The following is a 14,257-nucleotide window of genomic DNA, read 5'->3' as shown; positions in this document are numbered from 1 at the left end:
CTAAATAAAAAACATGCAACAATTACCCAAGCGCCTGTTATCAATTGATGTGCTTCGTGCAATCACCATGCTGCTGATGATCTTTGTTAACGATGCCAGCGGCGTAAGGCATATCCCCGAATGGATTGATCATGCCAAAGGTTTTGAGGACAGGATGGGTTTTGCCGATACCATTTTTCCTGCGTTTTTGTTCATTGTAGGCCTGTCATTACCCTTTGCCATCAATAACAGGATCAAAAAGGGGGATAACGCCAGGCAGGTTTTATTTTACATCCTGATACGCAGCGCGGCCTTACTCATCATGGGTTTTTATCATGTAAACCTTGAAGATTATAATTCATCAGCCACTTTAATTCCGAAAGCCGCATGGGCACTGGTTATCACCACTGCTTTCTTCCTCATCTGGCTCGATTATCCGGAGACTATGGTAAAAGCTAAAAAATATTCTTTGCAAATACTGGGGATTGTTCTGTTGGTAGCCATGGCGGTGGTCTATAAAGGGGGAGAAGATGGCGAAGTAAGGGGGATGGAGCCTTCCTGGTGGGGGATCTTAGGTTTGATAGGCTGGGCATATTTAGTTTGCGCGCTGATATTTTTCGCTGTTAAGGGCAAGCTGAACAGTCTAATTGTTGCCTGGATAGTGCTTGCGGCCATTAATATTTTAGCGCACTCGGCATTTAAAATAAAAATAATGCGCGACGAGTCACTGGTGTCCGTCGCAGGAAACGATGTTACCGGAAGCTTTCTTGGTAATGCAATTATCTTCTTAAAACCACTATGGATAATTCATGATGCATCAACCGTGACTTTAACAATGGGTGGCGTGGTTATCTCAGGAATTTACGCTAAGCTGGTTGAGCAGGGCAAAACACAACGCATTTGGGCAACGTTGGCTATCATTGGTGTTTTGTTCCTGGTAGCAGGTTTTGCTTTAAGGCCTTATACCGAGGGGATTTCCAAGATCCGTTCAACACCTGCATGGGTACTCATTTGCTCGGGTATTACTACGCTGGCATTTCTGCTACTGATATACGTGGTTGATGTTAAAGGAAAAATAAAAGCCTTTAACTGGATCAAACCGGCAGGTACCAGCACACTTACCTGCTACCTGATCCCATATTTCCAGGTATTTATACTGGAGTTGTTCCATATTTATTACCCGCGTGTTATTAACAACGGATTCCCGGGATTACTGCGTTCATTCCTGACGGCCGTGATCATTGTTTTATTTGTTGGATTACTCGAAAAGAAAAGGCTACGCCTGAAAATTTAAACATTATATATACCTAAATTCTAATGACAACAAATTCATCCTTATTGCGGCCCGGTAAATACAAAACCGGGCTGATGACCCTTCTTTGCCTTATACTTTTAGCTTGTTCAGCTTATGCGCAAAAAAATAAGCATAAAAAGCACGTTATAATTGGCTATGTAAGCGGTTTTCGTGGTTTGATAGATACTGCCATGGTTCATCCGAATAAGCTTACACACATTAATTATGCATTTGTAAATGTGATTGGTAACAGAGCGTTCCTGACCCATCCCCGGACGGATACCAGCAACTTCAGGTACCTGGTCGGGTTGAAAAAGAAAAATCCCGATCTGAAGGTTTTAATTTCGATAGGCGGATGGCTGTGGAGTAAGAACTTTTCGGATATGGCGCTTACCGATACCTCGCGCAAAGCTTTTGCTGCCAGTGCTGTTGATATAGTACGCAAGTTTAAAATGGATGGCGTTGATATTGACTGGGAATATCCTAACGCTACAGGTGCCGGCAATGTACATCGCCCGGAAGACAAAGAGAACTATACCAGTCTGTTTTTAGAACTAAGGAGCCAATTGAACAAGCTTGAAAAAGAAACCGGCAAAAAGCTGTTGCTTACCGCGGCTGTGGGCGCTTTTAAGCATTTTGTACAGAATAGCGAAATGGATAAGGTAGGCGCTTGTTTGGATTATATCAACCTCATGACCTATGATTACGGTGCCGAAATCGCAAATCATCATACAGGTTTGTATGCGTCGAAATATCTTAAAACAGAAAATAACTCAGATAATGGAACGCAGGTATTTATAGAAGCCGGAGTTCCGCGCAATAAGCTTGTTTTGGGTATGGCTTTTTATAGCCGCTCAACAAGGGTATCGGACAGTACCAAAACCGGGCTTGGCTCACGTAACCTGGAGCGGATGCGAGGAGGTGGCTATACTTTTATAAAAGACAGCCTGCTGACTAACAAAGCGTTTAAATATTACCGCGATAAAAGTGCCAAAGCGCCCTATCTATATAATTCCACCACTCGTCAGTTTTTATCATTTGATGATGAATGGTCAATCAAAAAGAAATGCCAGTATGTAAAGAAGAACGGCATGGCCGGGGTTATGTTTTGGGAGTATGTGGATGACAGGAAGGAATACCTGCTTGATGCTGCTAATAGTCATTTGAATTAGATGGAAGCCTAAATTTATATAATAATAAATTCATCATGCTGAGTGGTTTAAATCCGCTGGACTCTGAAGGTGAAATGACAAAAGAGGGCCTGTCAGTCTGAGCCTGTCGAAGACTCGTGCGCAGAGGCCCGCCCACCATACTTCGACAGGCTCAGTATGACACCCATTTTAAGTTGTCATGGTAACTTGTTTCAACACCCCAATGTAAGTTTACACCTTGTGTGTGGACTTACATTGGGATCATAAACCAATTTCAATTATTTACTTACCAGTTATAACCGCGCTCTTTAGCATAATCAGCTATTAAAGCACCAGCATCCGCATCCAACAGAATCTCGCAATTAGGGTGTAGCTGTACAACCGACGCGGGGATATCCGTACTTACCGGGCCAAGGATAGCTTGTTTAACAATTTCGGCCTTATGGCTGCCCTTGGCTATCAGGATGAGTTTGCGGGTGTGCATAATGTTTTTGACACCACGGGTTAATCCGCCAAGCTCAATTTCGGGTGGCACCTGTGTTTCGCGACGAACACGGGCTTCAAAATCAGGGTCCATGGGCGATACCCAGGTTTCGCTTTCAAAAGGGGTACCGGGCTGATTGATGCCGATATGACCGTTGCTGCCTAAGCCCAGCATTTGCAGGTCGGCACCGCCGCGTTCGGCAAGGCGTTTTTCAAACAGGATGCTTTCAGCAACAAAATCATCTGAAAGGGTAGGTGGCATAATGAAATTTTCTTCAGGGATACCCAGTGGACCGGCAATCTGGTTGAGGATCATGGTGTAACAGCTGCCCGCGTATTCGCGCCCAAGATTAGTAAGCTCATCCACGTTAAACAATGTAATGTTTGTTACATCAAACGGGTATTTGGCATAAATTTCAGACACAATGCGGTGCATACCTATGGTGGTTTGCCCGGTTGAAAGGCCAATGACAGATGTGTTTTTCTCCAGCATTTGCGCTATGATGCGCCATGCTGCTGTTATGTCAAATTCCTGCTCGCTTTTGGTTATAGTTACTTTCATTTATTAGTTTAAAGTTCTTTAAGTTGTTTGGTAAAAAAGTCATCGATAATAATTGCTGCACTCACTTCATCCTCTCCATCCATAATAACTGAAATGGTTTCGCCACCCTTAATACTGAGTGAAAGGATATTAAGCAGACTATTGAGTTTAACAATTTTATCACCCTTTTTTAAACTGGCGGCAGCTTTAAAACCTTTTGCCAGTTTAACAAGCTGCGTTGCCGGCCGGGCATGCATCCCCTGCGCTGATGTGATGATATAATCTTTTGTTATCATAGGGTTATCTCTTTTAAATAAGCAATAATGTTTTCTGAGCTGTTCATAGTCATTACCTGCTGGCATACCTGTTTGGCCTTAGCTTCACTGTTGTTAATGATGATGCTTTTTATTGCCGGGATAGAAGCTGCACTCATTGAAAATTCTTCGAGTCCCATACCCAATAATAGAAGAGTAGCCAAAGGATCAGAAGCCATTTCGCCGCACATCCCTACATGGATGTTATGTTCACGCCCCTGCTCAATTACGTTAAGGATGAGACGCAATACGCCGGGATTGAATGGATCGTATAGATGAGTGATCTTTTCGTTCATCCTGTCCACAGCCAAAGTATACTGGCATAGATCGTTTGTACCGATACTGAAAAAATCAACCTCTTTGGCCAGGATATCGGCGGTAACAGCTGCTGAGGGGATCTCGACCATGATCCCGACTTTTATATCGCTGCTGAAAGCTATTCTGGCTTGAGTAAGTTCGTTTTTTGCTTTGTTAAGGATCAGTTTGGCATCGCGGATCTCTTTAACGTTAGAGATCATCGGGAACATAATGCTCACTGTGCCAAATGCTGAGGCTCTTAAAATAGCTTTTAGCTGAACCATAAATAATCCTTCCTGATCCAGTGAAATCCGGATAGCACGATATCCAAGGAAAGGATTGAGTTCAGTCGGTAAGTTAAAGTATGATAGGTGTTTATCACCACCTATATCAATAGTTCGTATAATTACAGGTTTGCCTTTTGCCTGTAAAACCGCCTTTCTATAAAATTCAAATTGTTCCTCTTCATCGGGGAAACCATCCCTATCCATAAACAACATTTCGGTACGGAAAAGGCCAATACCTTCGCCGCCATTATCGTGTACCATCTCGAGGTCGTCGGCACTGGAGATATTGGCCAGCAGGGTTACCTGTTTACCATCGTTCGTAATAGCCGGTTTGTCCTTTACCTTTTTCAGTACTTCGGATTGCTGCCTGAACGAGTCTGATTTAGCCGAATAACGGTTGATGATCTCCTCGCCGGGGTTGACATAAACTGAACCGCTGAGGCCATCTAAAATAATAAAATCGTTATGGTTGATGGTCATTAACTCGTCGCCGCAGGCTACAACTGCAGGCAGCCCTTTTGATTTGGCTATAATGGCCGCATGCGAAGTACGGCTGCCTGCCTGCGTTGCAAATCCGGTGACAAGGTTAAGGTCCAATGTAATTGTGTCTGATGGAGTGAGGTCGTCGGCGATAACAATCGTGTCGGGCTCAAATGAGCGGTTATTGGTATCCCCGGTACGGTTAATGTATTTTAGGATCCGGTTGCCGATATCCTGGAAATCGGCTGATCGGGCGCGCATGTACTCATCGTCCATACTTTCAAACAGGGCTACTATGCCGGCTGTAACCTCAATCATGGCATCATTGGCGGTTTTTTTCTCCGCTTCGATCTTGGCCACTACATCCTCCCGGATCTGCGGATCGTTGATCAGCTCAACCTGTGTTTCCAGTATGGCAATGTCATCATCATTAAGCATCAATTGAGAGCTATTTTTGATTGCATCGATCTCGCCCAGCGCGTTATTAACTGAGATATCAAAGCGCTCAATTTCTGCCACTATCTCAACCTGGTTTTTTAAAACAATACCGTTAGTAGCCGGTGCGTTTTTCTTGATCACAAACGCCCTGCCTATAGCTATACCCGGTGAAACTCCAATTCCCTTCATTTATATTTTTCTTTATGCAAACAGGTGGATAATACTTCCTGCAAAACCAAGCAACAGCAGGCCTAATAACAGGTATGTGGTTTTAATATTCTTTTTAACAAAATAATACACTAAAAATGTAAGCCCCAGCGGGATCATAGCAGGTACCACCTGGTCTAAAATGGCCTGGATCCCTACCGCAGATTTTTCGGTACCGATGCGCAGCGGTGTAGTGATATTCATCAACGTAGCCGGCATAGCCCCAACAACCATCAGCCCTAAAATAGATGAGCCTTTGGTAAGCCTGTCCATCACATTGTTTTTGGCGAGGTTTTGCAGGAAGCGTGTACCTGCATCATAGCCTACAAATGTCAGTTTATAACGAAGTAACAGATGCGGCACATTAAAGATTAGCAGGAACAACAGCGGTCCCATAATATTGCCTTTAATGGCCAGAGAAGTGCCAACGCCCGCAGCAATCACTTTAAATGTTCCCCAAAACAGGGAATCGAACACGCCGGCCAGCGGCCCCATTAAGCCCAGCTTTACTGAATTAATCGATTCTTCGTCGAAATCCTCGTCATTGTTGTTCTGTTCTTCCATGGCGGCGGTGATGCCTAATATTAATGTTGAACCGTAGGGGCTTGTATTAAAAAACTGTAAATGCCTTTTTAGGGCAGCAGCCATAGCCTGTTTGGTGTTGTAAAGTTTTTTCAAAACCGGGATGATGGAAAAAGCAAAGCCTGTATTTTGCCATGTTTCAAAATTGAAATTAGCCTCCAATGCTAAGGAGCGGAAAAACAATGAGCGGATATCTTTTTTATTGAGTTTAGGGTTGGGTTTAATTTGTTCGGCCGGTTCATCTTCCGTCCCAAAATCATCGTCATCATCGGTAACCGGTTTCGGAGCAACCTGTGTTACCAACAGCGCTATGATCACGCCCAGTCCTCCGATAGCGATTACCGGCAGCTTCATATAAGCAGCTAACATAAAGCCCAGGAAAAAGTAAGGAGCCATGTTTTTATTGAACATAAGGTTCATGAGCAGGGCAAAACCCAATGCGGGCAGCATATTCCCGGCAACTTGCAAACCTGTTTGTACCCAGGCGGGGATCATGTCTAAGAATGTTTTCATAACACCGGCACCCAATTGCAGGGCAAGCATAATGATAATACCCATCAGCAATGGTCTTAATAAGCCCGATATGATATGCAGGCGCTGAATCCCTTTAAAATCGCCCTCATCGGCATACTGATTGAATTTTTTATTGAGCATTGCCCGCAATACAAACAAGCCGCTGATCACCATTTCGGCCAGTATGGAAACCGGTACAGCTATAGCCAGCGCGATGGCAGGCCCCTTGCCAGAAATGATGGCAAAAGCGGTACCTAACACACCTCCGGTGATCACATCAGGCGGAATGGCTGCGCCCACTTTGATATTGCCCATGAATATTAACTCCAGGGTAGCGCCAATAATCACACCCTGCGTTACATCGCCAAGCACCAGGCCTACCAGCGGACCAAGCACAAGGGGGCGACTGAGCAGGGTAGTGCCCAAAAAATCTTCCGAATGTCCAAACATCGCTATCAGCGCGATGAGCAAGTATGATACTGACAAGGATTAAATGATTGTTTGTATTGGTTTAAAATCTGTTTGTTAAATAAGGCTTGCTACAAGCTGTTTATTATCGGTAGGTACCTGCCGCACTTCCAGTTCAAGGCCTTTTGCAAGCATCTCACGAATGATTGTTATATCATCATTATTAACTGCTATCGCTTTCGAGATCAGTTTTGATCCTTCTTTTGAGCGCAACCCGCCAAAGTTTATGGTTGTTATCTCCGCTACTTCAGCAGCCAGTGCTGCGGCATCTTTAACGCTATTTATCAGTATCAGAACCTTGGCGTTTTTGCTCTTTTCATCATTCAAAAAAACAGCCGCATCTTTTACCGACTTGATCAGGAGTTTAGTGCCTGCCGGTTTAGCGAGGCCAAGGGTCATTTTCATAAATTCGTCCTTGGCCACCTTATCGTTGGCTATCAGCAGGCAATCGGCGCCGAGGGCCGGTGTCCATGTAAAAGCAACTTGTCCGTGCACCAGCCTGTCATCTATGCGGGTTAGCTTAATCATCAGCTTCCTCCTGGTTTTGCGAGGTTAAAAGTTTATTTACGTATACCATTTGTTGTTTTGCGTTTTCAATGGCTTCTTCAATTACTTCTTCGGCGGACGTATCGGTATCGGCCAGTATAATTTCTATCACCAGCGGCAGGTTAAAGCCCGAAACCACATGTACATTAGCCTGAAGGGCATATTGGAGTACCTGATTGGTAACGCTGCCGCCCATGATATCCGAAAAAACTATGAGTTCATCATTATCACTAACCTGATCAAGTACCGCTTTAATATCATCCTCTAATGATCTGTTCTCGTCAACATAAGCTTCTATCAAAAAAATGTTATCCGCTGTACCGGTAATAAGATCGAGCGATGATTTTACGCCTCCCGCCAGTTTGCCATGCGTTGCTATCAGAAATTTTCTTGTGCCTCCGGTGTTCTCCATTAATTGTTAGGTTTTTGTGTCCGCATTTTATGGTGCGGGGTTTCATAACTGGTTTATACAAGATATGAAATTTAATCTTTTGCAATTATCTGTCAAACTTTGTTCAATTGCTATTTTGAAGCCACTACAACACCACTACTGTTATTTATTGTGTTGATTCGGCGTAATTGAAGAGGTTCGTAGTCATAAATCTGACGTCTTAAATCGAAGGAAATAAATCGGGTAAAGGACTTTTGACCTGGGACTTTGAACTATCGACTTGCAGTAGTGTTAATGTAGTGGCATGAAAATACCCATCCAAAAGTTAATCTTTTAGCTTTGAAGCAGGATGCAAACCCAGCTTCCTGCTACCATTTATTAATTCCTTAACTTTATATATGAACCTGAAAAAACATATAGCTATTCTTTCGTCTGTCGGCTTGTTTTTAATTAGCCTTCCGTTTTTAGTACAGGCGCAAAGTATTAAGGTAGTAACTAATCATGTGGGTTACGAGGAGAGCAAAGCCAAGCGTGCCGTTATAGTGGCTGACAGTCATCTTGCGTTTACCAACTTTAACCTGGTAGACGCGGAAAAAGGCAATGCCGTGTTTTCAGGACAAATCGCTTACAGTGGCCCGGTAGCCAAATGGAAGAACTTTGAGTTCTGGACACTTGATTTCAGTAGCTTTACAACAGCTGGTACTTATAAAATCCAGTTCAATTCACCAAAAGGTGTTATTTCATCTTATCCTTTTATTATAGGCAAAAATGTGCTTGAAAAGGCAACGGTATCAGATGTAGTATATTACTTTAAAGGGCAGCGAAGTTCCGGCCTTCTGGATAAAGCCGATCATCACCTGGTATTATCAGGCACAACAGATACAGTTGACGCGCACGGTGGCTGGTATGATGCCACCGGCGATTATGGCAAGCATCTTTCGCATTTATCATTCTCCAATTATTTTAATCCACAGCAGATATCTTTAACGGCTTTTAGTTTGTTTAAGACCTATGAGCTATTGTCTGCCCGGCCGGGAACGGATTTTCGCCAGTTTAACCGACGTATTTTGGATGAAGCCATGTATGGTGCCGATTATTTAGTGCGGATGCAGGTCAAAAATGGTTCGTTTTACCGCTCTGTGTCTTCACCGGGGCCGGGAAAATTGCCTAAAGACCGCGTGATCCAAGCCGATGAGGGTAATTACCGGATCAAACAAACTAAAGACCAGTCGTTCACAAAAACTACTACCGGCAAAAACTGGCGCAGTTACCAGGCCAGCTATCGCTCAGGAGCAGGAATTTCTATTGCAGCTTTGGCTATGGCTTCCACCTATCAAACATCCGGTGAGTATAGCAATGCTGATTACCTGAGAGCCGCTGAAAATGCCTTTGCCTTTTTAGAGAAGGAAAACCCGCAAATGGATTACGATAAAAAGGAAAATATCCTTGATGATTATTGCGCACTAAGCGCCGCTACTGAGCTTTATAAAGTAACCCACAAAGACGTATATAAAGCTGCTGCCGAAAAACGCGCTAATAACCTGTTGAACAGGTTAACCTCATGGAATAAATATCAAAACTTTTGGCGAGCTGATGATAAGGACAGGCCATTCTTTCATCCTTCGGACGGAGGCTTACCTGTTGTGAGCCTGCTGTATTATTATCCCTATGCTACTGCCGATCTTCAGGCTAAGATCAAATCGGCAGTACGGAAATCAATGGAATTTGAACTGGCGATTACGCATGAGGTGAATAACCCCTTTGGTTACAGCCGCGAACTGTTGCAGGATACTTTAGGCAACAGGCGAAGTGCTTTCTTTTTCCCGCATGGCAGCGATGCATCACCATGGTGGCAGGGCGAAAACGCGAGGCTTGGTTCGGTGGCTACTGCAGCGCGAATGGCAGCTAACCTGTTTAAAAATGACGAGGCCTTTCATGATCAGCTTTCAGGCTTCGCGATTGATCAGTTAAACTGGATCCTGGGCCTTAACCCCTTTGATGCCAGTATGCTGCAGGGTACGGGGCATAATAACCCGGCTTATGGCTTTTTTGGCACGTTTGAGTATACCAACGCTCCGGGCGGCATTGTAAATGGAATTACTTCGGGTTTTGATAACGAGGATGATATTGATTTTAATATCCCTTATGCGGTATCAGGTAAAGACTCCGACTGGCGCTGGGCCGAGCAATGGCTGCCACACACGGCCTGGTACCTACTGGCAGTTTCAACAAGCGACTAAATTATAAACGATTATACCCTGTTATGAAGAAGTTGAAGATCAACATAAGTTTAATCCTTGCATTGTTCTTGTGCAGCCCGGTATTTTGCTTTGCTGCAGATGATCATAAAACGCTGGCAATAGGGGCACAGGCACCCGATTTTAGTCTGCCGGGCATTGATGGTAAAACTTATACTTTGCAGTCATTTAAAAACGCCAAAGTATTGGTTGTGGTTTTTATGTGTAACCATTGCCCTACATCGCAGGCCTATGAAGATAGGGTGATCAAACTCACCAGCGACTATACTTCAAAAGGCGTTAGTGTAGTGGCGATCAATCCTAATAATCCATCCTCGTTACGTTATGACGAATTGGGATACAGTGATTTAGGTGATTCATTTGAAGATATGAAAGTGCGTGCTAAAGATAAGGGTTTCAACTTTCCATATCTGTATGATGGCGAAACTGAAATAGCCTCAAACAAATATGGCCCTGTAGCCACACCTCACATTTTTGTTTTTGATAAAGACAGGAAACTGCGCTATAATGGCCGGATTGATGATATGGAGAACCCCGCCAAAACTCCCAAATCGCAGGATGCACGTAATGCTATTGATGCTGTGCTGGCAGGTAAAGAAATAGCCGTGTCTGTTACCAAAACATTTGGCTGCTCGGTTAAATGGGCTGAGAAAAAGGACTGGATCGATAAAGCCCAAATTCAATGGGCTATAGAGCCTATTAAAATCGATACCATAAGTGCAGCCGGAATTGCAACCGTCGTAAAAAATCATTCGGACAGGTTAAGGTTGATCAATCTTTGGGCTACCTGGTGTGGGCCTTGTGTTGCCGAGTTTGATGACCTGGTTACGCTGAACAGATTATATCGCGACAGAGGGCTTGAGTTTGTCAGTATCAGTGCCGATGATCCGGCTAATAAGGATAAGGCTTTGAAGTTTCTTCAACGCAAGCAATCGTCCGGTACCAATTACATCTATACAGGCGATGATAAGTATAAAATGATAGAAGCTGTTGATCCCAAATGGGATGGGGCTTTACCTTATACCATGCTGGTTGATCCGGAGGGGAAAGTTGTATACAGTCACCAGGGAGCTATCGATATTGAAGAGGTTAAAAAAGTGATCTGGAATAACCCGATGATGGGCAGGATCTACAAATAATCGACGCTGATGAATAAGCTGAAATACTTTATTGTTCTGGCAATACCGCTTTTATTAGCGGGTAGCTCACGGGCGCAGCAGTTTAAATTCAGGGCATTGGTTGTGATCTCCAGTTCGGATGATCATATCAAAATGATGACTGCTGCCAAGCCATTTTTTGAAAAGCTGGGCGAAGACAATCATTTTAAAGTTCACTACACCGATGATTCCAGCAAGATCAATGACGAAAACCTGAAAAATTATGAAGTGTTTGTGATGCTGCAGTTAGCACCTTTTGACATCTCTTACAGTCAGCAAGCCGCTTTGCAGAAATTTGTAGAGCAGGGAAAGGGTTGGGTTGGCATCCATGGCGCGGGCTTAACCGGTACGGAATTTTTAGCTAAAGGCACCAAATACTGGCAATGGTTTGAGGATTTTATGGGCAGAGTGGTGTACTCTCCGCATCCGGCTTATCAAAAGGGAACTGTTATTGTAGAGGACAGGAAACATCCAGCTACTAAAAACTTACCGGATAAGTTTGAGATCTCCGATGAATGGTACGAGTTTAACAGAAGTCCGCGGCCCATTGTACGTGTTCTGGCTACCGCCGATGAATCGAGCTATAAGCAAAACAAACCGATGGGTGATCATCCAATCATCTGGACTAATGAAAAATACCGCCGAATGATCTATATCGGGGTAGGTCATGATCCATCGGTATTCATCAATCAAAGTTATGTAACCCTTCTCCGGGATGCCATCCTTTGGGCCGGATCAAAATAAGCATCAACGCTGAAAATAATTTATATGAAAAAAATAATCCTTCTCTTAAGTTTTTGCTTCTTAACTGTTATCAGCGCCTGGGCTCAAAAGGCCCCGCGATTTAAAGTCATCGCCCTATATGAAAATGGCGGTCACCATATTGAGTATTCGAAAGTAGCCAAAGTTTGGCTTGATAAACTGGCTGCCGATAGCAATTTTTCTGTCGATTATATTCAAAGCACTGATTCAATTGATGATGCATTTTTATCTAATTATCAATTATTTATTCAACTGGACTACCCGCCATATGCATGGAAAGAAAATGCTGTAAAGGCATTTGAAAAATACATTGACGAAGGCAAAGGTGGCTGGATAGGCTTTCACCATGCAACCCTGCTGGGCGAGTTCGATGGCTACCCCATGTGGAACTGGTTCTGGAACTATATGGGCGGCATCCGTTTTAAAAATTACATAGCCACTTTTGCTAAAGGCACCGTTAATATCGAAGATAAAAAACACTTGGTAATGAAAGGTGTATCGCCATCTTTCCTGGTTCAGAAGGAGGAGTGGTATACTTATGATAAAAGTCCGCGGCCGAATGTGCATGTGCTGGCTTCTGTAGATGAATCAACCTACGAACCTAAAGACGGCGTCACCATGGGCGACCACCCGGTAGTGTGGACTAATCCCGCAAAAAAAGCCCGCAACGTTTATATTTTTATGGGCCATTCTCCATTGCTTTTTGACAGTAAGGATTATACTACACTTTTCAGCAACGCTATTTTTTGGGCTGCTAACAAATAATATAAATAAACCTAAAGTATTTACAATCATGATGAAAAAACTCATGTTCATGTCCTTTTTGCTTATGCCATTTATGGGCATGGCGCAGGGGAATACTTCACCTATTTTGCTGCAAATGCGTAATGGTAAAGTATATTTTGATAATGTTTACGCCCTCAATCCTACAATTAAAAAAGCCGATCTGTATATCAAAGCTCAAAACTGGTTTAAGGGAGATGAAAAGACAATAATCACTACCAACGAAAAGAAAGGCGAGATAACAGGCACCTACACTACCCGAATTAACATAGGCAATACCGGCAATTATTGTTTTGTAAGGTTTGTAGTTGATGTGATAGTTTACGATGCTACTTATGAGGTTAAGGTTTATGATGTTTATGAAAAGCCGATTGAAAAAGGGATCTCAAACGAATATTCAAAAATTGAATACCGCTGGTGGGATTTCAGACGTGGCAAACCATGGTCGGCCGATGATGATCCTTTATTTAGGGGGATAAGTGCTACTGTAACTACTGTAGTGGATTCCGTTGGTAATGAAATGAATAAATAATCCTGGTAAAGTATTACAATGAAGAAACTGATATACACTACAACGCTTTTCCTGTTGCTGTTTTTGGCAGGTAACACCAGCTTTGCCCAGCAATCTCAATTTAAAGTACTGGCTTTATACTCAACCAATGTTGAAAGCGATCACGTTGATTTTGCCATGGATGCCATGAAGTTTTATGGCAAAATGGCAAAAACAAAAGGCTTTGCATTTGATACCACCAGCAACTGGGGTGATTTGAACGACGAAAAACTTAAGAATTACCAGGTTGTTGTTTGGCTTAATGAGTTTCCGCATAACCAGGCACAGCGAAGTGCGTTTGAAAAGTTTATGGCCGATGGCGGTGCATGGCTTGGCTTCCATGTATCTGGCTATAATGATAAGTATACCAAATGGCCCTGGTTTGTTGACTTTTTAGGGGCTACCTTTTACAATAATAACTGGCCGCCGCTGCCAGCTAAAATGATTGTTGATGATAATACGCACCCGGTAACCAAAAGCCTGGGCAAAAGCTACGTGGCGCCCATAAACGAATGGTATGGCTGGAAGCCCAACCCGCGCGATAATAAAGATATCAAAGTACTGGTAACACTCGATCCGGCCAATTATCCGCTGGGAAAAAAAGATATTATTCGTGAGGGCGATATCCCCGTAGTATGGACTAATACCAAATATAAAATGCTGTACATGAACATGGGCCATGGCGATCTGATATTTACATCGCCGGAACAAAATCAGATGTTTGAGGATGCCCTGTTGTGGTTAGCTGCCAAAAAATAACCTGTTTAAGCATCTGT

General features: G+C 43.4%; 14 protein-coding genes. 8 read left to right on the top strand and 6 right to left on the bottom strand.

Going from position 1 to position 14,257, the window contains the following annotated elements:
• The first annotated feature begins 13 nt into the window (after positions 1-13).
• Both AC1DUD_RS12335 and AC1DUD_RS12330 read left to right on the top strand, forming a co-directional pair.
• Positions 14-1,273 (top strand): DUF5009 domain-containing protein, encoded by a 1,260-nt coding sequence (locus AC1DUD_RS12335; RefSeq protein WP_477374976.1) that lies wholly within the window; start codon positions 14-16, stop codon positions 1,271-1,273.
• A gap of 23 nt (positions 1,274-1,296) precedes the next feature.
• On the top strand, positions 1,297-2,445 hold the full coding sequence (locus tag AC1DUD_RS12330) for a glycoside hydrolase family 18 protein (RefSeq protein ID WP_477374975.1): 1,149 nt from the start codon (positions 1,297-1,299) through the stop codon (positions 2,443-2,445).
• Between the two features lie 265 nt (positions 2,446-2,710).
• Here the strand turns inward: AC1DUD_RS12330 and AC1DUD_RS12325 are convergent, their stop codons facing one another.
• The 6 genes from AC1DUD_RS12325 to AC1DUD_RS12300 are packed head-to-tail and all read right to left on the bottom strand — an operon-like array spanning position 2,711 to position 7,992.
• Positions 2,711-3,469 carry a 6-phosphogluconolactonase gene (locus tag AC1DUD_RS12325; protein WP_477374974.1) on the bottom strand — a complete coding sequence of 253 codons (759 nt, stop codon included), beginning with the start codon at positions 3,467-3,469 and terminating at the stop codon, positions 2,711-2,713.
• Positions 3,470-3,477: 8 nt separating this feature from the next.
• Positions 3,478-3,744 carry an HPr family phosphocarrier protein gene (locus tag AC1DUD_RS12320; RefSeq protein WP_477374973.1) on the bottom strand — a complete coding sequence of 89 codons (267 nt, stop codon included), beginning with the start codon at positions 3,742-3,744 and terminating at the stop codon, positions 3,478-3,480.
• Positions 3,741-5,453, bottom strand: a complete 1,713-nt coding sequence (gene ptsP, locus AC1DUD_RS12315; RefSeq protein ID WP_477374972.1) for a phosphoenolpyruvate--protein phosphotransferase — start codon at positions 5,451-5,453, stop codon at positions 3,741-3,743. Before ptsP ends, AC1DUD_RS12320 begins: the two co-directional genes overlap by 4 nt.
• A 12-nt stretch (positions 5,454-5,465) precedes the next feature.
• Positions 5,466-7,052, bottom strand: coding sequence for a PTS system mannose/fructose/sorbose family transporter subunit IID (locus tag AC1DUD_RS12310; RefSeq protein WP_477374971.1), 1,587 nt, complete (start codon positions 7,050-7,052; stop codon positions 5,466-5,468).
• Positions 7,053-7,091: 39 nt separating this feature from the next.
• Positions 7,092-7,562, bottom strand: a complete 471-nt coding sequence (locus AC1DUD_RS12305) for a PTS sugar transporter subunit IIB (protein WP_477374970.1) — start codon at positions 7,560-7,562, stop codon at positions 7,092-7,094.
• Entirely contained in the window at positions 7,555-7,992 is a 438-nt protein-coding gene (locus AC1DUD_RS12300) for a PTS sugar transporter subunit IIA (protein WP_477374969.1), read from the bottom strand. The genes AC1DUD_RS12305 and AC1DUD_RS12300 overlap by 8 nt, the downstream gene beginning before the upstream one ends.
• A 377-nt stretch (positions 7,993-8,369) precedes the next feature.
• On the opposite strand from AC1DUD_RS12300, the gene AC1DUD_RS12295 reads away from it, so the two are divergent.
• The 6 genes from AC1DUD_RS12295 to AC1DUD_RS12270 are packed head-to-tail and all read left to right on the top strand — an operon-like array spanning position 8,370 to position 14,240.
• Positions 8,370-10,211 carry a glycoside hydrolase family 9 protein gene (locus AC1DUD_RS12295; protein WP_477374968.1) on the top strand — a complete coding sequence of 614 codons (1,842 nt, stop codon included), beginning with the start codon at positions 8,370-8,372 and terminating at the stop codon, positions 10,209-10,211.
• A 23-nt stretch (positions 10,212-10,234) separates the two neighbouring features.
• Positions 10,235-11,368: a redoxin family protein gene (locus AC1DUD_RS12290; RefSeq protein ID WP_477374967.1), complete on the top strand. Its 1,134-nt coding sequence runs from the start codon at positions 10,235-10,237 to the stop codon at positions 11,366-11,368.
• Positions 11,369-11,377: 9 nt separating this feature from the next.
• Positions 11,378-12,130, top strand: coding sequence for a ThuA domain-containing protein (locus AC1DUD_RS12285; protein ID WP_477374966.1), 753 nt, complete (start codon positions 11,378-11,380; stop codon positions 12,128-12,130).
• Positions 12,131-12,154: 24 nt separating this feature from the next.
• Complete coding sequence (locus tag AC1DUD_RS12280; protein WP_477374965.1) at positions 12,155-12,913, top strand: ThuA domain-containing protein; 759 nt, start codon at positions 12,155-12,157, stop codon at positions 12,911-12,913.
• A gap of 28 nt (positions 12,914-12,941) precedes the next feature.
• A complete protein-coding gene (locus AC1DUD_RS12275) occupies positions 12,942-13,463 on the top strand; it encodes a hypothetical protein (protein ID WP_477374964.1) in 522 nt (173 codons plus the stop codon).
• An 18-nt stretch (positions 13,464-13,481) separates the two neighbouring features.
• Positions 13,482-14,240, top strand: coding sequence for a ThuA domain-containing protein (locus tag AC1DUD_RS12270; protein WP_477374963.1), 759 nt, complete (start codon positions 13,482-13,484; stop codon positions 14,238-14,240).
• The last annotated feature ends 17 nt before the right edge of the window (positions 14,241-14,257 follow it).

The organism is Mucilaginibacter sp. P4_A11 (assembly GCF_056402535.1).
The sequence above is the reverse complement of the archived record's forward strand: the minus strand, read 5'-3'. Positions and strand labels throughout refer to the sequence as shown.

Coding starts and splice junctions, on each gene's coding strand:
- AC1DUD_RS12290 (WP_477374967.1), top strand. CDS start 10,235: ATGAAGAAGTTGAAGATCAACATAAGTTTAATCCTTGCATTGTTCTTG.
- AC1DUD_RS12320 (WP_477374973.1), bottom strand. CDS start 3,744: ATGATAACAAAAGATTATATCATCACATCAGCGCAGGGGATGCATGCC.
- AC1DUD_RS12335 (WP_477374976.1), top strand. CDS start 14: ATGCAACAATTACCCAAGCGCCTGTTATCAATTGATGTGCTTCGTGCA.
- ptsP (WP_477374972.1), bottom strand. CDS start 5,453: ATGAAGGGAATTGGAGTTTCACCGGGTATAGCTATAGGCAGGGCGTTT.
- AC1DUD_RS12280 (WP_477374965.1), top strand. CDS start 12,155: ATGAAAAAAATAATCCTTCTCTTAAGTTTTTGCTTCTTAACTGTTATC.
- AC1DUD_RS12270 (WP_477374963.1), top strand. CDS start 13,482: ATGAAGAAACTGATATACACTACAACGCTTTTCCTGTTGCTGTTTTTG.
- AC1DUD_RS12275 (WP_477374964.1), top strand. CDS start 12,942: ATGATGAAAAAACTCATGTTCATGTCCTTTTTGCTTATGCCATTTATG.
- AC1DUD_RS12325 (WP_477374974.1), bottom strand. CDS start 3,469: ATGAAAGTAACTATAACCAAAAGCGAGCAGGAATTTGACATAACAGCA.
- AC1DUD_RS12305 (WP_477374970.1), bottom strand. CDS start 7,562: ATGATTAAGCTAACCCGCATAGATGACAGGCTGGTGCACGGACAAGTT.
- AC1DUD_RS12300 (WP_477374969.1), bottom strand. CDS start 7,992: ATGGAGAACACCGGAGGCACAAGAAAATTTCTGATAGCAACGCATGGC.
- AC1DUD_RS12330 (WP_477374975.1), top strand. CDS start 1,297: ATGACAACAAATTCATCCTTATTGCGGCCCGGTAAATACAAAACCGGG.
- AC1DUD_RS12295 (WP_477374968.1), top strand. CDS start 8,370: ATGAACCTGAAAAAACATATAGCTATTCTTTCGTCTGTCGGCTTGTTT.
- AC1DUD_RS12285 (WP_477374966.1), top strand. CDS start 11,378: ATGAATAAGCTGAAATACTTTATTGTTCTGGCAATACCGCTTTTATTA.